Below are 23,804 nucleotides of genomic sequence, written 5' to 3'. Positions count from 1 at the left end.
CTGGTTTTTATACCAGCGCCTTGCTTTATTTTAGCTCTCTGAATGGATTAGGGCTGCCAAATTAACCAAACTTCGCTATTGCCATAGACCGAGCCAGCCACATCGCGGAAGGTAATTGTTAGCGGTTGATCGAGCCATGTTTGCAACTCGCTGCGCGAAACTTCAACAATTTGCGGCGTGGTCAAGGTATTTTCATACAAAATTTGATTATTCGCCCAAACCGTCATGCGATCATCAACCCGTACTTCGGCCACCGCATCGCTGCGCGCCGAGAGATAGAAACGACCAGTTGCTGGCAATGGGCCATTGATCGTCAAGGTCGTGGTGTAGTAAATTTGGCCTTGCTGAGCGATCGGAATCAAGGCTTGGGCAATTGGATTGATCACCATCGGAAAGATCTGGCGCTGATTCGTGACCAAAGGCAAGAAGGTCAGCGAGTTTCCAACCCCTGGCGTAACGCTTGGCTGCACTGTTGGTGTGATGGTTGGAATTTCGGTTGGCGTTGCAGTAGTGGTTGGTGTTTCAGTTGGCATACTCGTTGAGGTGCTGGTCGGCGTTGCGGTTGCAAGCGGAACGCGGCGCAACAAAATACTAATGCTATCGCCATAAAAATTCGAGGTGGCAAGATCAATTAAACCATCGTTATTCAAATCGGCATAGATTAATGAGGTTGGATGCACGCCGACAGTCACGATTTGCGGCGAGCTAAAATTGGCATTACCTAAACCAAAGTAAATGCTGACCGTGCCAGGATCGACATCGGTAATCGTATTGGTTGCCAAAATATCCAGCACGCCATCGCCATCAAGGTCGCTGATTTCAATATCGCCCGGGCCTTGCAAGAAAATAGTTGGCGTAAGTGGGCTAAAGCTCCCAGTGCCATTATTAATCAAGCGGGTCATGCTTTGTTCCCAGCGATTCACAGCAAGAATATCGTTATCGCCATCAGCATCAATATCACCAATTCCAGCGCTATGCGGAATCTGTCCAACTGGATAATGCACCGCAGCAGCAAAATTTCCATTGGCGTTATTGCGCAGCACGCTGATGCTATCGCTGCCAGCATTAGCCACAACCACCTCAGGATAGCCATCGCCAGTCAGATCACCCACTGCTTCGAGCGTTGGCGATGCTTGCACGCTATAAACAACCTGATTGGCAAATGTACCATTCCCGTTGCCCAATAAAACACTCAAACTTTGGCTATTAATGTTGGTTACGACCACATCGAGCCGGGTATCTTGGTTGAAATCGGCCAAAATCACATCGGTTGGGCGTGAACCAGTAGCAAACGATTGTCCCAGCACGAACGTGCCATCGCCATTGCCCAGCATCACAACCAGTCGATTTGAGTTTTGATTTGTCACCACAATATCGAGGTGCTGATCATTGTTCAGCCTGCCAACATCAATTCCACAAGGAGCGGCAATCTCATAACTCGCGCGGGTAGGAAAACCACCAGCACCATCATTGATAAAGATCTGAACTTCACCTACCAATTGATTAGTCGTTGCCAAATCAACAAAACCATCGCCGTTAAAGTCGCCGCGGCCTAATTCACAAGGCCGACTTGGCGCAGCATAAGTTACCACTGGCTGAAAATCAATAAGATTGGGTAGGTTGGGAACAGTTAAACCTTGACTGTTAGCATTAACAATCAATACACTGCCCACCAAAAGAGTGCCAACACTTGCGAGCAGGCCACGCCGAAAAAAGCTGGTTGTCATGCGAAAATCTCCCATCAATCGAGTGTGAAGCTTGGTTGTTCTCTCTAATGAAGTTCTAACAAATTATAGCAGAAAGGCTGGCTCAATAGAATCCTTAGTTTTGAGTTACGTCCCACGCAACCTGCTGCAAGTATTGGGCTTGGGCATCGGGCAAATCGGTTAAATTTGGCAAACTTTGGCTTGGTGGCCGCAAGAGGGTTGTGTAAAAAACGCAGGCGGTTAAATAGGCGCCGTTTAATGTGGCGTGGTTTTGATCTGGCTCGTAGAGTGCGATGGAGCGATCGCGTTGGCGAACCTGTTGCCAAGCAGCACCAACCTTAACCAAGATTGCCTGTTGCCCAGCAGTTTGGGCATAAGCTGCATTAATCTGGGCTTGCTGCTCTGGCGCATACTCGCGCGCCCACGTCACAAAAAGCACTGGCGTTGCGCCTTGCTGGCGAATCGTCTGCATCCAGCGGCTTGCTGCCTGTTGAAAGCCTTGCGGATCTTCAATTGGCCCAAGGCTGCGTTCTTGCAACACAACATACTGCCATTGCTGGCGTTGCAAGGCTTGCAATCCCACTCCATCCTGCCAATGCTTGGCTAGGCTTGCGCCACCTTCAACCACGGTTTCAATTTCAAGGCAATAACGCGGCTCACCAGCAGCAGCCAATTCCGCCAACAAATTGGGCATATCATGGCCATAGGTATGGCTATTGCCAATAAAAAGCAGGCTGACTTTTTGGCAATTCTGCTGCTGATTAATCCAAACCAAGGCCCCAATACTTGCTACCACAACCGCAATTAAGATCAATCCTTGGGCAAGCCAGCGTTGCATCCATCCTCCTCCCAATAATTCAGTATTCTAAGTTACGTTGTAGCCATTATCTAAAAAATCTCAGCAGAAAACAAGCCTGTTTCCTGCTGAGATGCGCGCAAGTAGCACTATGCTTGCGGCTAGATGCGGCAGAATTTAGTTGGCCAAACGTTGTTGACGTTGCGCCCACCAACTTTGCGGCCAATTCGTATAGCAAATATGGATAATAATCGCCAACGGCAGAATCCAAGCAAAGCGCATGGCGGTTGAGCCAGCCAAGGGAATAAACAAAACCCATGCATACGATAACGGAATCGTCCACCATTTAGGGTAGAACAAGACCAAAACCATGTAGGTGTAAATACCGAAGAACGGCGAAGCGAGGGCCATCACCGCAATACTCAGCACAATTCGCAAATCGCGCTGCTTGAAAAGCAGGGGAATCCAAATAAATGGCAAGCCAAAACGCCAGGTATCTAAGGCTGAATAGCGCCACATATGCACTGGCAACGATTCAGTATTGGTCAACCAACGCACAGGCCAATCGATGCCAAACACCGCAAAACTGAGCAAGGCCAGAATAATCGGTGCTACCAACATTTTGGCTAAAACAGGCAATGGTTGGCCAATCAGCAGATAGAGCATAGCTAAGGCCATAATTTGCGGCTTAATTGCCAAAAAGCATAAGCCAATTCCATTCACCAATGGATTTTCGTGCTTGAGAATTAAATAAATTCCAATGCATAAATAAATATCAATCTGACCCAACCAAAATTGGCCAATAACCGCAAACGAGGCTACGATTAATGGATTAACATCAAGCGTGTAAATCAGCCAAAATAGAACTGCAAACATAATGATGTTCCAAATTGGCCACGCAAGCAAGCTCTTTGGCAAAAGCGCTAATGGAGCCAAAAACCAACGCGCATAATAGGGAACATAGCCACAATCAAGGCAACCTTTGGCAAATGGCATATAATGATTATATAAATCACTGCCATAATCAAAGAAAAATGAGATCCCAATATAAAAGAGCACCATCACAATCGAACTAATCCATGCAATTCTTCGCCAATTGATGGTTGGTTGTTGGCTCATCGGTTGCGTTCCTCAATACTTCAACGATGTTTACCGAGCTGCTGCGCTGCGAATAACAACTGACGCAGTTCAAAGCTTTTCAATAAGGAGATTTATGGGTGATTCAATCATCATGATTCCAGTTATGTGTGATCCTGAGATGGCTGATTGGTTAGCCGAATATGGGATTACGCTACCAAAATTACATGCTGATAGTCGCTATCCCAGCCTAGCCGAAATGCGGGCCTTCTTTCAGCGTTTTCCTGAGTATACAGTCAGCGAAATGATTAATGATAAGGTTTGCGATTTATATATTCAAGGTCGCGAAGCCTATCAGTATACGCCAATCTGGTTTAGTGACTTCAAGGGCGACGAGCACGAACCACTCGATATTCATTTTCACAAAGGGAATTATGAACTTGTCTTATGGATTGTGCATCAAATCGTCGCCTGGTGTGGCCCAATGATTGTCTTTACTGGTAGCGTGGGCGTCCCGATGCTCATCAGCCATGATATGACCTTTGATCAAAGCTTGATCGATCGATTTTATGCATTGGAATGAGCGCTGTGGTAACCACAGCGCTCGTTTAATCTGCTTAAGGCACGTTTGCGGTGCGGGCTGCTGCTAGCAGATGATACCATTCTTCGCGATTGAGTTCGATTTGCAACGCTTCTTTGGTGGCAGCAATTCGGCCTGGGTTGGTGGTGCCAATAATTGGCAAAATCTGGGCTGGGTGACGCAACAACCATGCCAATTGAATCGCTTCGGAGCTTACGCCATACTGTTCAGCCAATTGATTGACCAAGGCCGCAGTTGCCTTAACATTGGCTGGCGCATCATCCTTGAAATTAACTAACTGACCACCAGACAATGGCCCCCACGCTTGAATTTGAATCTTGTGCAAACGACAATAATCAAGCAAGCCAAAAGCTGCATTAAAAGCCAAATTGCTGCGATTGGTATCAATGCCTTCGCTAATTAATTGATGGTGCAACAAGCTCAATTGCACTTGATTAACCACCAACGGCTGGTCAAGCGCCGCTTGGGTTAGCTCAATTTGGGCTGGCGAATGGTTGCTGACCCCAAAATAGCGTACCTTGCCGCTTTGTTGCAATTGATCAAACGCCCGCGCAATTTCCTCTGGCTCGACCAGCATATCAGGGCGGTGTAACAGCAGCAGATCAAGGTGATCGGTGTTGAGCCGTTTGAGGCTGCCTTCAACCGAGGCAATAATATGGTCGTAACTAAAATCGTAGCGTTGCGGCGAGCCAGCAGGCTCATCTGCAAAGCGAATGCCACACTTCGATTGCAAAACGATCTGATCGCGCAAGCTTGGTTGTTCAGCCAAAAGCTCGCCAAAAATTCGCTCCGATTTGCCGCGCGTGTAAATATCAGCATGATCAAACAGCGTAATATCCTGCTCCAGTGCCGCAGCAAGGGCTTTGCGCCCAGTTTCATATTCGCTGCTCGTCCACGGCTCGTTGCTCCAATTACCCCCAATCGTCATACAGCCATAGCCAATTGGCGCCATCTGGAGATCGGTTCGTGAAATCGTGTACGGGTTTTTCATACGAGCATCTCACACTATCCAAAGCCTTGGGGTAGGCTTCGGCTCAGCTTTAGGGTAACACATTTTTATGCCAAACAGCGTTGGTAGTCATACGTTTGATTTTGTATAGCAGAATATTTGCTATCAAAAAATTAACGACATTTTAGTACCAATAAAAATATTTATGTCAACCAAAAATTATTCAGCCTGATCAAGATAATGTTGGATTTGGGCCAACGAGCCTTGCCACATGGTTTGGGCCAAGTAGGGCTTGAAGCCCAAGGCTTGGTTGATTTTCAACATTGGCGCGTTCGAATTGGCGTTGGTTGTGCGTACAAACTGCACCATTGGCAATTCACGCCGCATATAATCAACCATTGCTGCCTTAAGCCAACGGCCTAGCCCGTAATTACGATAGTGCTCAAAAACACCGGTATCTCCTTGCTGAACAACATGCGGTCGTTCGCGATGCCAAAAAATTTCAGTATAGCCAGCCAAAGCGTTGGTTGCCCGCTCGCGCACATAACACGTCCAGCGTTGCATGCCATTGGCCAATTGAGTTTGCTCAAGCTCGCGCAGTTGCTCAGGGCTAAAATGCAACGGCTCATAATCCAAATCATCGTAGGGCTGTTGATTCATAACCTCATACAAGGCCACAATCGCTGCCAATTCGGCCTCAGGATACGGCCCCTGCCACATGCCCAGTTCAAAGCGAGCGCTTAATTGCTGATTTGGTTGGAGCCATTGCTGCAATAATTGTTCGTCAATTTCAGCCAGAACTAATTGATTAATCTGGGTTTTTAGCCGCGCTTCAGCCCCCAGCTTTTGGGCAAAATGCTCACCAGCAGCAACTGCTTGGGTTGTGGTACCAACAATCACTGTGCGTTCTGCTTCAACCACCACTGGCAGCATTTCGCGCAATAAGCGCCGCGCCAAGCCCCGCCCACGATGGCCAGGCAACACTGCGAGATTAAGGTCTGCAAGATTACGATTGGTATCGAGCAGCAACATATGCAGCATGCCAGTCGCCACAATCTGCCCTGCATCCCATAAGGCCCAAACCCGATAATCGACAAAATCGGGAATACATTGCCACATATTGACCAAGAAGGCAGTTGTCATTGGCGGATCAGCGGGCGTGCGCTCGTGGCGAATTTGCTGCTCGAATTTGGCCAACGCGCGATAGTCGGCCTCGCTTGCATGGCCAAATCTGAAGCTTGTTAAGTGCATAAAAGTTCCTCAGCTTATTGAATCCGATCAGCCAGTGCTGCTTTAACCTCAGGGCTAGCCCGCAATGCACCATAAACCTTGATCGATTTGATCGTCGCTTGGGCTAGCTCAACCGAAATATCGTTGCTGAGAATCAGCAAGCCTACCACGACAATTCGCGCTTGCTCGTTATGCTGTTGCATGCGCTCCAAGCGCTCGCGGTCAAATAGAATGACCCCTAACACCGATGAGGTGCGTACAACTGCTTGCTTAATTGCTTCGTCGTGGCCGCCAAGTTGAGTACGCACCGCCGCCCGAAAAAAATCAGTTCTGCTGGAATAAAAGCCTTGATCGACCAAGAGGTCAATCTGACCCAAATCGACCACACTCAAATTAATCGATACTTTCTCAATATCCGCCATATATCCTCCCTATGTATTCCATATGGAATACAAAGAGCATATAGCAGGAGTATATCCTTGTCAAGTCCCAAATATTGGCATGCTTTGATGTGCTCATCCTTTAAATTATGTCAAATAAAAACCTATCCTATTGAGCACTCTAACCAACATGCGTTTGGCAGATCTGCGCATAACTGTGGGTCAAAAGCTTAATTAATTATTACTATTCAGCCATTGACTGCAACAAACTTAGGCACTTTAGCCAACCCTAGATTGGCTGATCTCTTTGTACAACATGCACAATTAACAATCAATTAAGATCGTGCATTTTGCTAATTCAAGCCCATATTTGGATCGGCTATGCTTAGTGCTAACCAAGTTTCAAGCATCATATTGCTGCCAAGCAAGTCAAAATCGGTTTTTGTTTGTACGTTTTGTACAAGTGTCCAACAAAAACCAACTTCAACCATTCAACACTCATCCACAATCCGATGATCCCCAGCGCTGCGGATCACGAATGTTCAAGCAGGTAGCGTTCGACATTCAGCACAAGTTAGGGAGACCCGCAGCATGGAAATGATTAACGGAGCCGATACCGTTTGGGTGCTTCTCTCAGCCGCCCTGGTTATGTTGATGACCCCCGCCTTAGGGCTATTTTATGGTGGGATGGTTCGCAAGAAAAACGTGCTTTCAACCTTGATGCACAGCTTTTTTATGTTGGCCTTAATCAGTGTGCAATGGGTGCTCTTTGGCTATAGTTTAGCATTCGGGCCTGATGTTGGGGGCGTGATTGGCAGCCTTGATTGGGTTGGCTTGCGCAATGTTGGCATCGAGCCAAACCCAACCTACGCCGCAACGATCCCGCACCAAGCCTTTATGATCTATCAAATGATGTTTGCGGTCATTACCCCAGCGTTGATTTCTGGGGCCTTTGCAGAACGCAAGCGTTTCAAATCGTTTGTGGTGTTCTCATTGGCTTGGTCGACCTTAATTTATGCACCAGTAGCACACTGGGTTTGGGCTGATGGCGGTTGGTTGCGTTCATTAGGCGCGTTGGATTTTGCAGGTGGCACGGTTGTGCATATTACCTCAGGGGTTTCGGCCTTGGTTTGTGCCTTGGTGCTTGGCCGCCGTTCAGGCTATGGCAAAGAAGCAATGGAGCCACACGACACCACAATGACTGTGATTGGCACCGCCTTGCTGTGGTTTGGCTGGTTTGGCTTCAATGCAGGCAGTTCGTTGGGCGCTGGTGGCTTGGCAGTTTCAGCCTTTGTCAATACCAATTCAGCAGCAGCCATGGCAATGCTTGCTTGGATGACCGCTGGCTGGATTCAACACAAACGCCCAAGCGTGCTTGGTGCTTCAGCTGGAGCCGTCGCTGGCTTGGTTGCAATCACCCCTGCTGCTGGTTTTGTGACCCCAATGGCCTCGTTGCTAATTGGCTTCTTGGCTGGTGGTATCTGCTACTTTGTGGTCGAAAACTTGGTGCGTGGTCGGGTCGACGATGCGCTTGATGTGTTCGGTGTACACGGGGTTGGCGGGTTGCTTGGGGCACTGTTGGTCGGCGTTTTCGCTACCAAGAGCATCAATCCAGCTGGCGCTGATGGCGTGCTTGCAGGCAACTGGAGCCAACTTGGCGTCCAAGCGCTCACGGTCGGCATTGTAGCAGTTTATGCTGGCGCAATGACCTGGGGCATTCTCAAAGTTGTTGATCTCTTGTTTGGTATTCGGGTTACTGAGGCCGAAGAAGAACAAGGGTTGGATAGCAGCCAACACGGCGAAGTCGCCTATCGGATGGGTGTCTAATTGATTGGGTTACAGCATTTCTAGTTTGATAAGGAGCTACACTATGGAATTCATCATTGCTTTGGTCTTGTTCGTCGCGATGGTTGCTGTTTGGTTGCGCATGCCAAAGAGCGCCCAAGCTTAGGTCGGTTGGTTCAACCAGCGCTATGGGTTTTCCCATAGCGCTGGTTTTTCGTTTAATCATACGCGGGGCAAGGGCTCAGCGGTCAGCGGCTTAGACGCTGCTTGGATTGCCCAGATTAACCTGGCGCATGTGGCGCAGACAGAGCACAAGCAGGCTATAACAAGCCACCCCAATATAAAAGTTAACCGAAATCGTGAAATAGATTGAAATCAAGACTGCTGAAGCAGAGCAGAGCACGCCAAAGATTCCATTCAAGGCCCAATACCATGGCGTTTCCGTGGCGCCGCTTGAGCGAACCAACTGCATCCCTGTTGGGAAGAACAAGCCAAGCAGTAAGCCCAACGGAAAAATAAGGATGATCGAAACCATAATCTTGGTCGCCATGGGAGCAGTGATCATGGCGGCAATAATCGCCGATAGCCCAAAGCGAATGCCAAGAATCGCCAACGCTGTCACGATTGGCATCACGAAAATCCAAGGCTTCTTGGTTAATGGCAAGCGCTCGCTGAAAAAGCTACCAACCCCAGTGCTGGCAATGATGGTAAAGAGCAAAATGCCTAATGCATAGACTGGATGACCCAAAAATACTGAGAGTCGCTGCATGAGCGCAATTTCGACACACATAAAGCCTGCGCCAATCAGCGAAAAATAGGCAGCTGCCGACCAAACAATCGTCGTAGAAGCCTCGCTTGTGTTGCGAGCTTTTAAGATGAGTGGCAGCACGATCGTCATCACGGCGAAGATCAAGAGACAGATGATCAATCCTACCAACGTTAAGGTTGCCGTAAGATTGCCATCAATTACCCCATTGTCGGCAGTGGTTTTATTTAAGGCTACATCCATGCGATCAAGACGCAACATGTTGAAAAAGTAAGGGTTTTCATCAGTTGTAGGCGTGTAATTTAATGGCTCATCACGCACAACTGCAAATAACTCTTCAAGCGAAGTAGCGCCAAGAATGTTGCGCAAAACCGGGGTTTCTGCAGGAGTACCAGGCACAATCAGCAGCTTATATTGTAAATCGGTGGTTACTTTATGTAGCTGAGCAATATCTTGGTCTGTGAATGGCTGGCGGCTCAAAAGCAAGGTCGAGACTTTGCCCGAGCCGATTAAGGCGATATGGCGTGCTGGATCAGTAATACCATACTTTTGTAAGGTTGCCACCGCCAAACTTACAACCCGACCGGTCTCATTAACATTATCCGCCGAGTACCAGCGTGATACGGTAAAAATACCATCATCAGTCAGCCGATCTAAGAAAACTTGCCAGGCTTCAACCGTGTAAAGCCCATTTTCGGAGAGCGAATAAGCGCCAGCTCCGGTTGAGGCCCATGTATCAATCAGCGACATTTGAATGGTGGTATAGCGCTGGTCAGTCCGTGATAAGTAGCTTCGGGCTTCATCAACCACGAAAGAAACGCCTGGCCGATCAGCCAAACCAGCAAATTCTCTGAACCTTGTTTGGAGTAAGTCCACAAAGATTGGGTTCAGTTCAATTCCGGTGACTTGCTCATGGCCAAACAAAATTGCACTTTGCAAATCGCGACCACCACCAACGCCAATCACGGCAGCGGCGCCTTGCGGACGCAAATAGTAGACCATATTCGTCACGTCGTATTTTAAGTGCTCAATATCTGCAAGCGAAGAAAATTGACGGACTGACGTTCCTGCTGCACCATCAATATTCATTTGATATTGGGGTAATAAGTTTTGTGGTGCCAGCGGGCTTGGCCCCCAGTATTCGAGGCTGGTGTTTTCTTGGTTGTAGACAACAACGCGCGAAAATGAATTCCACTCTTCTGAAAGAAAATTGCTGGCATCTTCTGCCGAACCTTTAACATAGAGCGGGCGAATGAGGGCTTGCGTTGATTGATTAAACAGTGCAGCAACGATCAGCACCCCGCCAACTGCATAGCAAAGTTGCCGCAAACGAGCTGATGCGCTGCGCCAAGCAAAACTGAGCGCGGCCACTGCGCCAAGTCCACCGCAGAACAAAATAAAGCTTGGAGCATCGAAGAAGGCTAATCCACCCAAAACAAACAGACATCCCAGCGCGGCGCCAATCAAATCGCTGCCATACAGCCGACTAATCGACAAGGGCGATTTGGTCAAAATCGCACTGATCACAATCCCAGCAAAATAAAACGGCAAAGCACAGGCAATAGTCGCTAGCGCCATCTGAAGCATGCGTTGGGCAGGCGATCCAGTATCAAACGGAATTCGACACAGGATAAGCAGCATAACCGGAATCGAACCAGCATAGCCTAAGCAGGCCTTCGCAGCAGAGTCAGCCAAGCGTTCACGGCTAAATCGTTCTGGTTTTAAATAGACGGTTGTTGCACCAGCAGTCATCCCGAGCATCGCCGTTGAAACCGCGAAAAAAGCCAGATGATACCAGGTCATAACACTGAGCAGTCGGGAGAGCGAAATTTCTACGCTCAGGCTTGCAAAGGCAATCAAAAAAAGTCCAAAGTAGATTGGCATGCCAAATACCTCAATAAGGAACAATCATAACGATACCGAGGATGAAATTGATGATGAGTGCGAATGCGTCACTGGTTAACAATGCCTGCTGGTGGACAACCCATATTATAGGTTAAATTGATTAAAGAACAACTAAGGGTTACCCCAATCAATCCAACTTTGGGGTGAGTAACGTTTGGTACACTCGATGAATGTTGGGTTCAGGCCATCGCTAGGTGCAGTACTTGCTCACGTTGAGCATGAATATTAAGCGAGCGGCCTCATCCTCCAAGCAGCGCAATTCGTGGTGCTCTTTTTGCATACATAAGCCCTCAATTAACATCAATCACGGTTTACAATGAGGTCAATCATGCAACGACGACATATCATCTATGTATTCGGGCTTGGGCTTGGATTCATCGGCCTAAGCCAACTCTGGCAACGGCGTTTCAAACGCGGCAAAACAACCCAACGCCCACAAGCAGGCAGCGGCTCGCTCTATCGCCGCCGTTATTGGGTCGATTTTGTTGATCCTAAACAAACTCCAGAAGCCTTGGTCAAATATATCAAGGCCAATCTGCCCGATTTCAGCCCAGGCTTATTTGCCGATTTTCGCAAAGCCACTGGCGATGGGCGCCTAATGCAAGTTGGCGATGAATATGATATAACCATTTTGGGGCCGTGGAATGGCTCGGTACGCGTGCGCGAAAGCCAAGCGTTAAGTTTTAGTTTCAGCACGCTCGAAGGCCATCCAGAAGCAGGTCAGATTCACTTTGAGCTTAAACCACACCCTGAGCAAGCCCAAACCTGGCGCTTTGAAATTGGCTCCGAGGCTCGTTCACGTGATGGCTTAGTCGAAATGGCCTATAAAATTGGCAAAGCAGTGCAGACCCAGGTTTGGCGCACCTTTTGCGAACGGGTGGTTGAGTATGCCCAAGCAGAGCAGCTTGGCGAAATCCAAACCAGCACCATTGAACAAACAACCGAGGGCGAGGTAGTGATCCATGACTGAAACACCTTTATGGCAACAATATCGCCAGCAAATCGAATCGTATCGCGATGCACAACTGAATTTCGATTTGCAGCGCGTCCACGAATATACCAAGGAAAATGGCTGGAATGTTGATGATCATGAGGCTGAATTGCCACCAGAACAGCCAGGCGAGCCGCAAGCGCATGGCTCGTGGCATGCAGCCTGCGCGGTGCTACGCGAATATCGCTTTCCACCACCAGATCTGATTACCGGCATTTTTATTCCTGATCAGCCGCTAGAGCAGCGGATTATGTTGCTGCGCGGCACTTTTTTGGGCTTTACCTTCTATTTTGGGGTTAAAATTGGCGGTGTGATCGATGAAACCCGCCAGACCGAGCATGGCACCGAGCGCATTTGGGGTTACAACTACCAAACCTTGCAAGGTCATTTCGAACGCGGCCAAATTGATTTCAGCATTGTTAAGATAATTGAAACTGGCCAAGTGCTCTTCCGTATCCATGCCTTCTCGCAAACTGGACGGATTAGCAACCCAATCTATTGGATTGGCTTTAAGCTCTTTGGGCGGCATTTGCAGTTGCGCTTTGCGCGAGATGCGATGAAGCGTATGCAAACCTTGGTTCAGGAAGCCTTGGCTGGGGTGCCAAGCCAAACCAGCCAACAAACTCCAATCCAAAGCACCGCCAACAATCCAGAGGCTGCTGAACAATTGGCCGAAGTCGTCGAAAAACAATGATCAACAAATTAGGCTTAATCCATACTGCCGCTGTGCATGTGGCAACCTTTGATCAATTAATTGCTGAAATTGCGCCACGCTGTGCGGTTGAGCACGTGGTTGTGCCAGCCTTGCTTGAGCAAGCGCGCCACGAAGGCTTAAGCGTGGCGATTGCCCAGCAACTTGCCCAGATTATTGCCGATTTGCAAGCCCAAGGAATGGAGCACATTCTTTGCACCTGCTCGACCCTTGGCGGCCTCGCCGAGACGCTCAACTCTCGGGTTGTGCGGGTTGATCGCGCCATGGCCGAGCAGGCAATTGGGCTTGGCTCACGGATAGCGGTGGTTGCGGCACTGGAAAGCACACTTGAACCAACCAAACAGCTTTTATATACTCTTGCCCAAGCCAAACCAATTCAGATCGAAACATACCTATGTGCCGCTGCGTGGCAAGCCTTTTTAGCCAACGATCAAGCAAGCTATCTACAGCAAATTGCCATGCAGCTTGAACACATTCAGGCCGTCGATGTGATTGTTTTAGCGCAAGCATCAATGGCTAATGCAGCGAAATTATGTCAACAAAAAATTCCAATATTAAGCAGCCCACGCACTGCAATCGAAAGCTTGTTTGCGCCCAACGAGCCATCCTAGTTGAAAAATGGTATTGACAGGTTGGTTATCAAAGCACCACCAAATCGCTATTTAAGCTTCATTGACAGCTAGTTAAAATGTAACTATACTTGTTTCATATTCACAATGAGGCAAAAAACCATGAGTGCAAGCAGTCGATTCGCTGTAGCGGTGCATATTTTGGCACTGCTTGAAACCAATGCTAATCAAGCTCTTTCCTCAAGCTCAATTGCAGCCAGCGTTAACACCAATCCGGTGGTTATTCGGCGCATTTTGGGCCGATTGAACAAAGCGGGCTTAGTGCATACCGAATATGGCGCCGATGGTGGCACTCGTTTGGCGCGCGCTGCTCACGAAATCACCCTCAACGATATTTATCATGCGACCGAAAATTGTCGTATTTTACCGTTGCATGCCAGCTCGCCCAACCAAGATTGCCGCTGTGGGCGCACGATTCAGCCAGTGCTCAGCAGCATTTTTAGCAGTGCCGAAGCTGCCATGCAACAAGTGCTAGCCAACAAAAGCCTTGCAGAGGTTGTACGCGAGATGCAGGCCCAAGCCAAGCCGCCAGTAGTTCAACCAAGCTAGGGTTGCATCAATCCACTTAATACTTGCTGATCATAAATATCGATCCCAAGCAAGCGCAATCCAGCTAACGTATAGGGTAGAACATAAAAATCGGGCTGCTGTTGAGCTGGATCAAATGGTTGATACAAACTATTGCCTGCTGGAGGAAGACAAGCAGCCATCCATGTTGTTAATGCTTCAACGTGGGGTAGCGGCTGATTTTGCAAATTCAAAGCTAGCAACAGCAAATAGACTTCACGCACGGTAAATGTTTGGCTGTTTTGGGCCTCAAGCGTTTCAAGAAACTGACGAATCCAATTAATATTCGCTGCTTGCTGATCTACGTTGTAGCCGAGATAGCTATACAGAATCACTGCCATGGCCGTATGATAGGCAGTGATCGTGCCTTCAACCCCATAATTGCCATTAAGCTTAAAGCCCTCAACGACGTTGATCACCTGTTGTTTGAGCGAATCGGTAATTGGGAGCTTTAGTTTGTTAAGCGCCGAAAGATAAAAAAAGTATTGCTGCAAGTCAGCTTCCGAACTAGGCTTAGCCTGTTCAAGCTGCTGCACAAACAGCTGTTGATTCGTAGCCGAGAGTTTTGCAACATCAAGCATGCTCAAACTATAAAGTTCTTCAAGCCTCAATTGCGGCTTTTCCAACAAGTGCGCTATAACGCTATTCAGATCGCTAGTTGCTGCTGATGGTAATTCGGGGAATAAGCGGGCATACTGATAGGCAAAGACGGTCGTGAGCACATCATCCTCAGACAAAACCACCGGGTAGAAACTGCCATCGGGCATTAGCTGCCGTTGCAGAAACTCTTGCATCCGCTGCTGATTAACCGCGAGCGTTGGATGCGCTTGGGCTGCCCGATACAACATTTCTGAAAACAACAGATCAGGGGTCTGATTGGAATCGACGATCAAACCATCATGATTACGAACCGGATCGTTGATGAAGTCGATCGTTGCTTGCTCAAGCCACGCCTCAGCAATCCCTGTATACTCTGCATATCCAAGCATTCCGCTCAGATCAAACCCAAGATCGCTGTAGTTGGTTGCGATTTTCGATTTCGCACGATACATGCTCAGAATTGAATCCCAGCTATAATCAGTGGGCAATGCTGATGTTGGCTTGAGCAACTCAATCAATACAAGTAATGAGGCCAAACTGCCTGGATCGTTGGCTTGTTGCCGCGCTCGCCATTCTGTCTTAATCCAAGCGAAGAGTTGATCATGGGAGGCATAGGGATAGCCTAAGCGATCAAGAATCCGCAGCGAAAAATAGGTACTTGCAAAAGAGTCTGATTGATTGGTAGGTTGTTCAGCTTGGCTGGTGGTTGTCGCTAAAAAGTAGCCTTGTGGTTGCTGCAACGCTTGAATGAGGCTCGCCAATGTTTGTGGCTCTGGAAAGGCGATGTTGAGGATTGCCAATGACTCAAGCAAGTAAAAACTTTCTGATTGCAGCGATATAAAGGCTTTTTCTGGCTGCTCCATAATCAATGTTAGTCGATCAATCGCCCATTGCCCGCTTTGATCAAAGGGCAAGCGCTGCGCACCAAGCGTCTGATTGATGCGTAAGCCGCGATACAGCCAATAGCCATTCGATTGAATTGCTGGATTAATCACCCCATAGGTTCCGGTTTCTTTATAGGCGGTCTTAAGGTAGGCGCTCGTCGCAGCATGCCATTGCTGATAGCCAGGCGAGGTCTGAATCAGGGCTGGCTGATCGGCTTGAGCCATACAACCCCACAGCAAAACCAGTAAGCACAAACTTCGATAGTATTTCATCAGGATAGCAACACCATCGTGCAACGATAGATTATGCACGCATGCTCTATCGTTGCACACACGTTTTACCAGCTAGGCGTTATGTAAATAAACCATGCATGTCGCGTGTGTGAGTGGAGGAGCAGAATGAGCGAGGATGCTGAGCGAACGAAGCTTAAACAACGCTTGATTTAGGGGTTATCCCAATAGGAAATGCGGGCTGAACTAACTGCTACTGACGTGCTACTGCCCTTAGTTGCCGCATTTGAGTCAATTTGTTTGACTGCTTCGAGCGTGGGATAAAACGCCGAACCACTGGCCTCGTGTCCGGCAGCAGAGATTGTGCCAAATGCTGTGTTGTTATAGTTGAATGGACCAATGCTCCCACATGAGTTTGAGGCACTCATTCCAGGCGGGAACGAAACGGTGAACGTCACACCTTCAAAACACACTTGGTTGACCATACTAATAACATCAGCATTGCCATTGTTGTAGAATGAAAGGCTTGAGTAGGCATTGGTGACTTTAAGCCGTTTGGTCGCTGTCGAGGTCGTTTTGGTAACATTCAACGATGTAAAACTTTTGGCTTTGCCATCTGGAGACCATTGGGTTGCTGTGCGACGAATATTCACCGAGAGTTGATTTGGTTGTGGTTGCTCAGCTTGGGCTTGGGTTTTAGCTTCTTGGTGCTGGCTCAAGCTATCCAATTGGCTCACATCAAGCGCTTGCTTATCCAGTGGCAATAGATAGCTAACCTTATAGCTACCATAATCCAGCGTGCGCAAGGTTACTGGTTGCTGACCCTCAAGTTGAATCACTTCTTCCGAAATATGCACAACGTCGACCGAACGATCGTTGGCACTTGCCTGTTGGGTATTAAGCATCATAGCCATACTTACAAGCATAAGTATAAGTAAAAACCGCACCTTCATCATCAAAAATCCTTCTACTATTCGATTAAAATGTAATCTTCCGCAACGTATCTATTCTATTAATTTAATTGAATTAACAAACAATTTTACCCTTGCTTATTAATCAAATATTCCTCAAATTAATAGATTTAGATCACTATGGTTATTGTGGATAGATATGATTTTCCTCGAAGCACCTCCCACCTCAATCTATCAGATAGTTTAAAATAAAAAACTCGTCACAGTTCTGTGATGAGTTTACAAAATTCCTCATTTAGATAACTCATCTCACTTCTTCGATGTGATTATAAATGGGTTGAAATCTTAAGTCAATAGATAATTTCCTATCTATCTAAATCTCTAATCTATAATTAATAAATGATTATGGAATCTACTAATCGATAATTACTGCTCTGGATAGAATTTATTTTTCGTTCAATTGAGTACCAGATCATTGCTGATAACTGCTACTTCAAGCGCAAAAAGACGATCATCTGTTAACGCTCGTTACAATCCTTGTCGGGGGCCAAAGCTACATGCTATGATGCAGCACGAAGAGAAACTAGCGGTAGGAATCCAACGATATGGCAGAAACACGTCGCTGGCCATGGGGCCTTGTTTGGACAGCCCTGATTATTTTTCTGGCTGCACTCGACCAAACGGTGGTGATCACTGTCTTACCAAATGTGGTCAGCACCTTGGGTTTGAGCGTCGATCAAGCACTTGAACAGGGCATTTGGGTTATTACTGGCTATTTGCTTGGCTACACAGTCGCCATGCCCTTGCTTGGCCGCATCGCCGATGCCTACGGCCATCGCCGCTTATTTTTGGCAGCTTTAGGCGTTTTTGTGGTTGGCTCGATTGGCTGTGCCTTGGCCAATAGCGTTTGGTCATTGGTCGCTTGGCGCATCGTGCAGGCCATCGGCGGCGGTGCGGTCTTGCCGATTGGTCTTGCAATTGCCATGGACGAAGTTAAACCAATCCATCATGCCACAGCCTTGGGGATTATGGGCGCTGCTGGCGAAGCTGGTGGAGTGCTTGGCCCAGCCTATGGCGGTCTGATCTCGCAAATTCAACTTTTGGATGTTGATGGTTGGCGCTGGGTTTTCTGGCTCAATGTACCGTTGGGTGCAGTGCTGGCATGGGCGATTATTCGGACGTTGCCAAATCGGCAAGGCAATCGCGGGGCTGTCGATTATGTCGGCGGCGGCTTGATCGCAATCAGTTTAACTGCATTGACGGTTGCACTTTCGCGCTCGCTTGGCAGTCTTGCCGTCGAGCCAAGCGCCGAAAGCGGCAATCTCGACCAATATGCAGTTGAGTGGACATCGCCGCTCACAATTGGGCTATTGGCATTAACGGTGGTTAGTTTTATTGGCTTTATTTGGTGGGAACGCCGCACCAAAACGCCGTTAATTGAACTAAGCGCCTTTCGCACTCCAGCATTTAGCGCCGCCAATATCACCAATTTGTTGGTTGGCATGGCCTTAATTGTTGGCATGGTCAATGTGCCGTTTTTTGTTGGCACCGTGCTCTCCGGCGATGCCCTCAGCGGCGGCTTAACCCTTATGCGCTTGACGGTTATGATTCCGATTGGCGCTGTTTTGGGTGGAATGTTAATGCGGCGGATCAGCGCGCGCTTGGTTGCCAGCCTTGGCATGATCATCACTGCGGTGGGTTTTAGCCTACTTGGCTTTTGGAACCTTGAAACCAACCAGTGGATGTTGACGCTCTATTTGCTGCTTACTGGAACTGGCTTTGGCTTAGTGTTGCCAGCATTGAGCGCCGCCGCAATTGGCAATGTTGCCCGCGAATCAATGGGCACGGCAGCTGGTTTGCTCAATGCCTTGCGTATGGTCGGCATTACCTTGGGCGTTTCAGCCTTAGCTTCGTGGAGTTTAGCCTATCGTAACAGCCTCAACAGTCGCTTGGTATTAACCCTCGAAGACTTAGAGAATGGCAAGGCGCTAGCAGCATTCACCCAAAATGAGATGACGGTCTACCATAGCACCTTTTTTGCTGCCGCCGTCATTTGTTTGTTGGCCTTGATTCCAATTTGGTGGCTGCCCCGCGAACGCAGCGAAGGCGATACACCGCTGTTTGCTTAACCGATGTTAATTGAGGTGCAGGCAATGAAAAGCCTATGCGAATGATCCTATAGTTCATCATTTGATTGCCCAATTCCAATGATTGCCATTTAGGGGGTACAGGGGGATTAAAGCCCCCTGTGTTTCCCGCCTTGAGGCGGGATGGAAGGGTGGTGATCGCCAATAAAGGTCGATTACCATGTCTCTTTAAGAACCTACCATTACTACAAGTAAACGTTTAGTAGGCATTCTCATTGCCACGAATCGCATCGTAGGCAGTACGAATAATAATTTTAATATCGAACATGGGCGACCAATTTTCGATATAGTAGAGATCGTAGCGCGTGCGCTCCTCGATTGAGGTATCGCCACGCAGGCCATTAACTTGTGCCCAACCAGTAATGCCAGCCTTTTCGCGATGGCGATGCATATAGCGCGGAATTTGCTCGCTAAATTGGGCCACATAGCGCGGTTGCTCAGGCCGTGGCCCTACCACACTCATATCGCCCAACAACACATTGATAAATTGTGGCAGTTCATCGATTGAGAAGCGCCGCAAGAAGGTGCCCAACCGCGTGCGCCGATCATCATTTGGCGTTGTCCAGGTGCCCATTTTTTCAGCATCAGTTCGCATCGAACGATACTTGATCATCTTAAATGGCCGACCATCACGCCCAACCCGTTCTTGAATAAAAAACGCTGGGCCTGGCGAATCAATTTTGATCAAAATGCCAATTAACAGCAACAACGGCGAAAGCATAATTAAGACTGCCGCCGAAACCGCCACATCAAGCAAGCGCTTAATCGTGCGGTTCAATTGGCGATCAAGCGGCACAGCCCGCAAGGTAATTAGCGGCAACCCACTCAATTCACCAACCGAGACTTCATTATTGGTGATCAATTGAAACGCATCAGGATAAATTTTAATCGCCACACTTTCATCGTCAATTTGCGAAACTAAATCGAAAATATCGTTATATGAGGCTCCGCTAACCGCAATAATCACTTCATCGATCGCACAGGTGCGCACTGCTAAGCCCAGTTTGGCGCGTTTGCCCAACACTGGCACATCATCAAGCACTTGTTGGCCAGTCGGAATATCGTTGGAGAGAAAGCCAATAATTTGGTAGCCCAAGGTTGGCACTTTGCTCATCTGGCGATAGACCAATTGGCCAATTTCGCCAGCCCCAACAATCAAAACCCGCCGCGTATCATAGCCACGCAAACGTAGCTGGCCAATGCCCTGATGATAGAGCAAACGTAAGATCGTCGTCAGAATAATCGCCAAAATCCAGCCATAAACCAAGGTTTGGGTCGTGATATTGAGCAGCGGGAACACGGTATTGAGCGCAATAAACATAACCGTGCCGATCGCAATCGCCCGAAAAATATGGTAGCCTTCATCGATGCGCGAGCCACCACGCTGCATGCGATACAGCCCATTGGCCGTAAACAGCGTGCCAAACAAGGCATTCAACACTGCCAACGTCAGCAGCACTTGGCCAGCACTTGGCGGCTGAAATTCGCGCACAATCGCATCGAGATTAAGGTAATAAGCTAAGAAAAAACCACCGTTCACGCCAATAATATCGCAGCTAATCAGCAGCAATAGCACAACATAGCGATAGCGGCGCGTAACGACGGTTGTTTGATTAAGCATTCTTGTTGTTGCCATGGATTGCTCGCCGAGAGGCTAACGGGCGCAATCGATTGCGCACTAACGCTTGCCATTCTTTTAATCTAATGCCTAGATAAATCAACCAATTTAACGGCGCAAGCGTCGTCGCCTCATAATGTTTGCGATGAAAAATCCGCATCGCATCATAAAATGCCCGAATCGAGGGCACTGCGCGCCGTGTGCTCGAAACCCGTTTATAATGCAAAATGGTTACTCGTGGATCGTACCAAACTTGCCAGCCATAGCTTTTGGTGCGATAACACCAATCGAGATCTTCGCCATACATAAAAAAGGCTTCATCGAGCAAGCCCACATCGCGCAACACTTCAGTGCGCAACAACATTGCTGCGCCAACAATCGAATCAACTTCGGTTGTCACATCAGGATCAAGATAGGTCATATTGTAGCGGCCAAAGCGCGGCGAGCGTGGAAAAAGCGCCGATAGGCCAATCATGCGGTAGAGCGCAACCTCGGCAGAAGGAAACGAGCGCCGACATGCAAGGTCGAGCGAGCCATCAGCCAGCACCAACTTTGGCCCAACAATTCCCGCTTTTGGCCGTTCAACCAAAGCCGCAACCAAGCCAGAAATACCATTGCTTGGCACGACCGTATCTGGGTTGAGCACTAAAACTCCCTCAGGCGTTGGGGTTTCAGCCACAATCTGGCGCAAGGCGAGATTATTGCCCGCAGAAAAACCAATATTTTCCGGCGATACGATCAGGCGCACCCAAGCAAACTGCTCGCGCACCATCGCCACGCTAGAGTCTGCTGAGGCATTATCAACCACCCAGACATCAAGCCGACCATCCCAGTCTTGCTCAGCCAATGAAGCTAAACAGGGCTTCAATACATCGCCCGAATTAAAATTAAGAATCACAACAGCAATATGTTTCATAGCGTGCCAATTATACTGCATAATATCAAGCGCCATTGTATCGCTTGCGTAACAATCAGCGTTGGTATAATGGGCAAGCACTCAGCATCCCAAGCGATGCACCATCCAACTTTATAGCGAAAGGATTGTGCTGTGACGACTCAAGCGTTCCCAATCGAATCGATTAATGCCTGCCCTATTTGTCAACACCCAGAGGCACGCTTTGTGGCCCATTACCCAGAACCCCATCTTGAAATAGGCGTAACGCTCAATCAATGCCTTAGCTGCTCGGTGGTCTACCTTAATCCACGCCTGAGTTTAGCAGGCATTCATATGCTTGAAGATCAAAGCGATGTTTACGATTATGATGCTGCGCAACAGGCCCAAGCAGTTGATGACCGCGAGGAAATCATTGCTTGGCTTGAAACAATGACCGACCTCAAGCCGCGTTCGATTCTCGATGTTGGCTGTAATCGCGGCTATTTGTTGGCGGCAGCAGCCCGCCGCGGTTGGCAGCCAAGCGGCGTGGAATTATCGCTGGTTTCAGCAGCAGCGGCCCGCGAACGCTTTGGCTTTCCAATCTATCCCAATCTCGAAGCCTTGCCAGAAGGCCAATTGTTTGATTTGATTACCTGTTGGCATGTCGTTGAACATCTGCATCAGCCAGTTCAGATGCTGCAACAACTTTACGATTTGCTCACGCCCGATGGCGTTTTGGCCATTCAAGTTCCCGCCTATAGTTTTGCCGATGAATATCTGCGCCGTGGCAATGGCTTACATATTTTTTGTGCCTCGCATCCAGTTCACTATACTGCTGCAACCTTAACCATGGTTTTGGAAAAAGCTGGCTTTGAGGTGTTGTATAGCGATGAATCAGCAGAGTATTTGTTTCTGACGATCTATGCAGCCAAACCTACGCGCAATGCCCAAAGCCGCCATAATGCCGAATTACAAGCCCAGCTGGAGCAAACCAGCCAAAAACTTGCGTGGTTTGAGGCCGATCATGCCGAGCTTGCCACACAACTCCAAAGCATGAATCAGTATATTCGCCGCCTCGAAGCTACGCTTGAAATTAAAAATCAATACCTCGAACACCTTGAGCAACGCCTCAACGCGGTGAATAATGGCCGAGCCATGCGTATGCTCAATAAACTTAAGCGAACTTGAAGCTTAATCTATTTGCGCTACAATGAGGGTAGCTCAGTTTTGAGCCAACATAGGAGTTCCGCGATGATTGATAAAAAGACCCAAGCCACCGAAGCCAAACGGATCTTGGCCCTAAATCCGCGTGAGCTTTCACTGGAGATCGCTCGCTTGGCGGCCCAAACCGGCCTGCCGCAAACCAAAGTCCTCGAATTGCTCCGCCGTCAGGCCGCCGAGGGCGAACAAAAACGCTAAACTAAGCAAGCGATCTGATGTGTAGGGCATAAACCCCGTACATCAGATCGCTTGCTTATGGATTAAAGCGACGATACTTTTGGGCCAAGGCATATTGTTGTTGTAGATAACGCTGTTCTGCTTGCTGGAGATTTGGCTTTGTGCGCCACAGCTCCCATGCCACTGTGATAAAAACAACTCCCATCGCAATGAATGACATTCCGTTTAACAGGGCACTTGAATCCTTCCAAGCAAGCCAAATCCCCAAGCCCGCTAGCCCAAGCCCAGCGCCGAAGGCAAGCAAACTATTCAACTCAAGCCGAATTGGATACGCTCCATCTTCATCGGGGCGCTCCGGATGCGCGCTATAATAAGGTTTGATAGTATGATAGCGCAATCGCTCATTGAGCCAACGTTGCTCTAATTGCACCAATTCAGTCAGGTAGGCCTGCTCAGTTTTGGGGGCATCAACAATGATCCGTTGGATGCTTGCGTGATAGTGTTTATCGCGTTTTAGCTCAGCATAGTGCAATTCTTGCAGCGCATAGATTTGTTGTTCGGCAGCAGTCCATTGGCTGGCATAGGGGTTTGTTGGAGCAGAGATGCGTTGTTTGGGCGTTAATTGCTGTGGTTTGCTTGGTCGATTCAGCGCTTTGGCTAAGGCTGCTCGCTGTTTAAGATAGCGGTGCTCAGCCAAGCGCAGACGAATACCCGCCCGCAATCCAAAACTCAGCACAACACCCAAGCCAACCAATACAAGGCTTACCAGCAAAAAGCGAAGATCAACTTGGTTAATCGCCTCGCGCACTGCCATTGCCCCAAACATCAGCAACATCCAGAGCAACGCCCCAAGCATTGGGATGCTAGCAAGCTTAATCCGCGGATCAGCGTTATGTTCACCAACATATGTAATCCGTTCTTGCTCCCACTGCTGATCAAGTGCATCTAAGGGATCAAGCGCTTCTGAATTGGGTTCGAAACGAACAGCCTGGTCGGTCAATGGGTCAATCGTGGTTAGTTCGAGCATTGGTTGCCTCATTTCAAATA

The 23,804-nt window shown here is 48.4% G+C and carries 22 protein-coding genes; 9 read left to right on the top strand and 13 right to left on the bottom strand.

Annotation, left to right across the window (positions count from 1 at the left end):
- Positions 1–47: 47 nt before the first annotated feature.
- The 3 genes from SE18_RS08080 to SE18_RS08070 all read right to left on the bottom strand — a co-directional run bounded on the left by SE18_RS08080 (position 48) and on the right by SE18_RS08070 (position 3,621).
- Positions 48–1,727 carry an FG-GAP repeat domain-containing protein gene (locus SE18_RS08080; RefSeq protein ID WP_054533929.1) on the bottom strand — a complete coding sequence of 560 codons (1,680 nt, stop codon included), beginning with the start codon at positions 1,725–1,727 and terminating at the stop codon, positions 48–50.
- Positions 1,728–1,821: 94 nt separating this feature from the next.
- Positions 1,822–2,544, bottom strand: coding sequence for a hypothetical protein (locus tag SE18_RS08075; protein WP_054533928.1), 723 nt, complete (start codon positions 2,542–2,544; stop codon positions 1,822–1,824).
- A 135-nt stretch (positions 2,545–2,679) separates the two neighbouring features.
- Positions 2,680–3,621, bottom strand: coding sequence for a glycosyltransferase family 87 protein (locus tag SE18_RS08070; protein ID WP_054533927.1), 942 nt, complete (start codon positions 3,619–3,621; stop codon positions 2,680–2,682).
- A gap of 94 nt (positions 3,622–3,715) precedes the next feature.
- On the opposite strand from SE18_RS08070, the gene SE18_RS08065 reads away from it, so the two are divergent.
- The gene (locus SE18_RS08065) at positions 3,716–4,162 is read left to right on the top strand and encodes a hypothetical protein (RefSeq protein ID WP_054533926.1); all 447 of its coding nucleotides are present in this window, start codon (positions 3,716–3,718) and stop codon (positions 4,160–4,162) included.
- A 34-nt stretch (positions 4,163–4,196) separates the two neighbouring features.
- Here the strand turns inward: SE18_RS08065 and SE18_RS08060 are convergent, their stop codons facing one another.
- From SE18_RS08060 to SE18_RS27425, 4 genes are all read right to left on the bottom strand, one after another.
- Entirely contained in the window at positions 4,197–5,171 is a 975-nt protein-coding gene (locus SE18_RS08060; RefSeq protein ID WP_054533925.1) for an aldo/keto reductase, read from the bottom strand.
- Between the two features lie 177 nt (positions 5,172–5,348).
- Positions 5,349–6,380, bottom strand: a complete 1,032-nt coding sequence (locus tag SE18_RS08055) for a GNAT family N-acetyltransferase (RefSeq protein WP_054533924.1) — start codon at positions 6,378–6,380, stop codon at positions 5,349–5,351.
- A 14-nt stretch (positions 6,381–6,394) separates the two neighbouring features.
- Positions 6,395–6,781 carry a hypothetical protein gene (locus SE18_RS08050; RefSeq protein WP_054533923.1) on the bottom strand — a complete coding sequence of 129 codons (387 nt, stop codon included), beginning with the start codon at positions 6,779–6,781 and terminating at the stop codon, positions 6,395–6,397.
- Positions 6,782–7,092: 311 nt separating this feature from the next.
- The gene (locus tag SE18_RS27425; RefSeq protein ID WP_160319481.1) at positions 7,093–7,230 is read right to left on the bottom strand and encodes a hypothetical protein; all 138 of its coding nucleotides are present in this window, start codon (positions 7,228–7,230) and stop codon (positions 7,093–7,095) included.
- A gap of 100 nt (positions 7,231–7,330) precedes the next feature.
- Here SE18_RS27425 and SE18_RS08045 point away from each other — a divergent pair, with 100 nt between their 5' ends.
- Positions 7,331–8,566, top strand: coding sequence for an ammonium transporter (locus tag SE18_RS08045; protein ID WP_054533922.1), 1,236 nt, complete (start codon positions 7,331–7,333; stop codon positions 8,564–8,566).
- Between the two features lie 214 nt (positions 8,567–8,780).
- On the opposite strand, the gene SE18_RS08040 is transcribed toward SE18_RS08045, so the two are convergent.
- Positions 8,781–11,174, bottom strand: a complete 2,394-nt coding sequence (locus SE18_RS08040; protein ID WP_054533921.1) for a spermidine synthase family protein — start codon at positions 11,172–11,174, stop codon at positions 8,781–8,783.
- Between the two features lie 349 nt (positions 11,175–11,523).
- Between SE18_RS08040 and SE18_RS08035 the strand changes: the two genes are divergently transcribed.
- From SE18_RS08035 to SE18_RS08020, 4 genes are all read left to right on the top strand, one after another.
- A complete protein-coding gene (locus SE18_RS08035; protein WP_054533920.1) occupies positions 11,524–12,165 on the top strand; it encodes a DUF1990 family protein in 642 nt (213 codons plus the stop codon).
- The gene (locus tag SE18_RS08030; RefSeq protein ID WP_054533919.1) at positions 12,158–12,880 is read left to right on the top strand and encodes a DUF1990 domain-containing protein; all 723 of its coding nucleotides are present in this window, start codon (positions 12,158–12,160) and stop codon (positions 12,878–12,880) included. Before SE18_RS08035 ends, SE18_RS08030 begins: the two co-directional genes overlap by 8 nt.
- A complete protein-coding gene (locus SE18_RS08025) occupies positions 12,877–13,509 on the top strand; it encodes a hypothetical protein (RefSeq protein ID WP_054533918.1) in 633 nt (210 codons plus the stop codon). The genes SE18_RS08030 and SE18_RS08025 overlap by 4 nt, the downstream gene beginning before the upstream one ends.
- Before the next feature lie 120 nt (positions 13,510–13,629).
- Positions 13,630–14,076, top strand: a complete 447-nt coding sequence (locus SE18_RS08020) for an Rrf2 family transcriptional regulator (RefSeq protein WP_054533917.1) — start codon at positions 13,630–13,632, stop codon at positions 14,074–14,076.
- On the opposite strand, the gene SE18_RS08015 is transcribed toward SE18_RS08020, so the two are convergent.
- Both SE18_RS08015 and SE18_RS08010 read right to left on the bottom strand, forming a co-directional pair.
- A complete protein-coding gene (locus SE18_RS08015) occupies positions 14,073–15,851 on the bottom strand; it encodes a prenyltransferase/squalene oxidase repeat-containing protein (protein ID WP_152976581.1) in 1,779 nt (592 codons plus the stop codon). The two genes, SE18_RS08020 and SE18_RS08015, sit on opposite strands and share 4 nt — an antisense overlap.
- A gap of 170 nt (positions 15,852–16,021) precedes the next feature.
- Positions 16,022–16,765, bottom strand: a complete 744-nt coding sequence (locus SE18_RS08010; RefSeq protein WP_152976580.1) for a hypothetical protein — start codon at positions 16,763–16,765, stop codon at positions 16,022–16,024.
- A 560-nt stretch (positions 16,766–17,325) separates the two neighbouring features.
- Between SE18_RS08010 and SE18_RS08005 the strand changes: the two genes are divergently transcribed.
- Complete coding sequence (locus SE18_RS08005; protein WP_054533914.1) at positions 17,326–18,849, top strand: MFS transporter; 1,524 nt, start codon at positions 17,326–17,328, stop codon at positions 18,847–18,849.
- Between the two features lie 217 nt (positions 18,850–19,066).
- On the opposite strand, the gene SE18_RS08000 is transcribed toward SE18_RS08005, so the two are convergent.
- Both SE18_RS08000 and SE18_RS07995 read right to left on the bottom strand, forming a co-directional pair.
- Positions 19,067–20,503: an undecaprenyl-phosphate glucose phosphotransferase gene (locus tag SE18_RS08000; protein WP_083469779.1), complete on the bottom strand. Its 1,437-nt coding sequence runs from the start codon at positions 20,501–20,503 to the stop codon at positions 19,067–19,069.
- Positions 20,481–21,401: a glycosyltransferase family 2 protein gene (locus SE18_RS07995; protein ID WP_054533995.1), complete on the bottom strand. Its 921-nt coding sequence runs from the start codon at positions 21,399–21,401 to the stop codon at positions 20,481–20,483. The genes SE18_RS08000 and SE18_RS07995 overlap by 23 nt, the downstream gene beginning before the upstream one ends.
- Positions 21,402–21,533: 132 nt before the next feature.
- On the opposite strand from SE18_RS07995, the gene SE18_RS07990 reads away from it, so the two are divergent.
- Together SE18_RS07990 and SE18_RS27420 are read left to right on the top strand one after the other, a co-directional pair.
- Positions 21,534–22,547: a class I SAM-dependent methyltransferase gene (locus SE18_RS07990; RefSeq protein ID WP_054533912.1), complete on the top strand. Its 1,014-nt coding sequence runs from the start codon at positions 21,534–21,536 to the stop codon at positions 22,545–22,547.
- A gap of 63 nt (positions 22,548–22,610) precedes the next feature.
- On the top strand, positions 22,611–22,778 hold the full coding sequence (locus SE18_RS27420; RefSeq protein ID WP_160319480.1) for a hypothetical protein: 168 nt from the start codon (positions 22,611–22,613) through the stop codon (positions 22,776–22,778).
- Between the two features lie 55 nt (positions 22,779–22,833).
- On the opposite strand, the gene SE18_RS07985 is transcribed toward SE18_RS27420, so the two are convergent.
- Positions 22,834–23,784, bottom strand: a complete 951-nt coding sequence (locus tag SE18_RS07985; protein WP_054533911.1) for a hypothetical protein — start codon at positions 23,782–23,784, stop codon at positions 22,834–22,836.
- Positions 23,785–23,804 lie beyond the last annotated feature (20 nt).

It is taken from the genome of Herpetosiphon geysericola, assembly GCF_001306135.1.
Taxonomy (GTDB): domain Bacteria; phylum Chloroflexota; class Chloroflexia; order Chloroflexales; family Herpetosiphonaceae; genus Herpetosiphon; species Herpetosiphon geysericola.
Note: the sequence above shows the minus strand (reverse complement) of the source record. Positions and strands in the feature narration are given on the sequence as shown.

Coding starts and splice junctions, on each gene's coding strand:
- SE18_RS08020 (WP_054533917.1), top strand. CDS start 13,630: ATGAGTGCAAGCAGTCGATTCGCTGTAGCGGTGCATATTTTGGCACTG.
- SE18_RS08060 (WP_054533925.1), bottom strand. CDS start 5,171: ATGAAAAACCCGTACACGATTTCACGAACCGATCTCCAGATGGCGCCA.
- SE18_RS08065 (WP_054533926.1), top strand. CDS start 3,716: ATGGGTGATTCAATCATCATGATTCCAGTTATGTGTGATCCTGAGATG.
- SE18_RS08030 (WP_054533919.1), top strand. CDS start 12,158: ATGACTGAAACACCTTTATGGCAACAATATCGCCAGCAAATCGAATCG.
- SE18_RS08070 (WP_054533927.1), bottom strand. CDS start 3,621: ATGAGCCAACAACCAACCATCAATTGGCGAAGAATTGCATGGATTAGT.
- SE18_RS08025 (WP_054533918.1), top strand. CDS start 12,877: ATGATCAACAAATTAGGCTTAATCCATACTGCCGCTGTGCATGTGGCA.
- SE18_RS08015 (WP_152976581.1), bottom strand. CDS start 15,851: ATGAAATACTATCGAAGTTTGTGCTTACTGGTTTTGCTGTGGGGTTGT.
- SE18_RS08050 (WP_054533923.1), bottom strand. CDS start 6,781: ATGGCGGATATTGAGAAAGTATCGATTAATTTGAGTGTGGTCGATTTG.
- SE18_RS08055 (WP_054533924.1), bottom strand. CDS start 6,380: ATGCACTTAACAAGCTTCAGATTTGGCCATGCAAGCGAGGCCGACTAT.
- SE18_RS08040 (WP_054533921.1), bottom strand. CDS start 11,174: ATGCCAATCTACTTTGGACTTTTTTTGATTGCCTTTGCAAGCCTGAGC.
- SE18_RS27420 (WP_160319480.1), top strand. CDS start 22,611: ATGATTGATAAAAAGACCCAAGCCACCGAAGCCAAACGGATCTTGGCC.
- SE18_RS27425 (WP_160319481.1), bottom strand. CDS start 7,230: ATGGTTGAAGTTGGTTTTTGTTGGACACTTGTACAAAACGTACAAACA.
- SE18_RS07985 (WP_054533911.1), bottom strand. CDS start 23,784: ATGCTCGAACTAACCACGATTGACCCATTGACCGACCAGGCTGTTCGT.
- SE18_RS08045 (WP_054533922.1), top strand. CDS start 7,331: ATGGAAATGATTAACGGAGCCGATACCGTTTGGGTGCTTCTCTCAGCC.
- SE18_RS08080 (WP_054533929.1), bottom strand. CDS start 1,727: ATGACAACCAGCTTTTTTCGGCGTGGCCTGCTCGCAAGTGTTGGCACT.
- SE18_RS08075 (WP_054533928.1), bottom strand. CDS start 2,544: ATGCAACGCTGGCTTGCCCAAGGATTGATCTTAATTGCGGTTGTGGTA.
- SE18_RS08035 (WP_054533920.1), top strand. CDS start 11,524: ATGCAACGACGACATATCATCTATGTATTCGGGCTTGGGCTTGGATTC.
- SE18_RS08005 (WP_054533914.1), top strand. CDS start 17,326: ATGGCAGAAACACGTCGCTGGCCATGGGGCCTTGTTTGGACAGCCCTG.
- SE18_RS08010 (WP_152976580.1), bottom strand. CDS start 16,765: ATGATGAAGGTGCGGTTTTTACTTATACTTATGCTTGTAAGTATGGCT.
- SE18_RS07995 (WP_054533995.1), bottom strand. CDS start 21,401: ATGAAACATATTGCTGTTGTGATTCTTAATTTTAATTCGGGCGATGTA.
- SE18_RS08000 (WP_083469779.1), bottom strand. CDS start 20,503: ATGGCAACAACAAGAATGCTTAATCAAACAACCGTCGTTACGCGCCGC.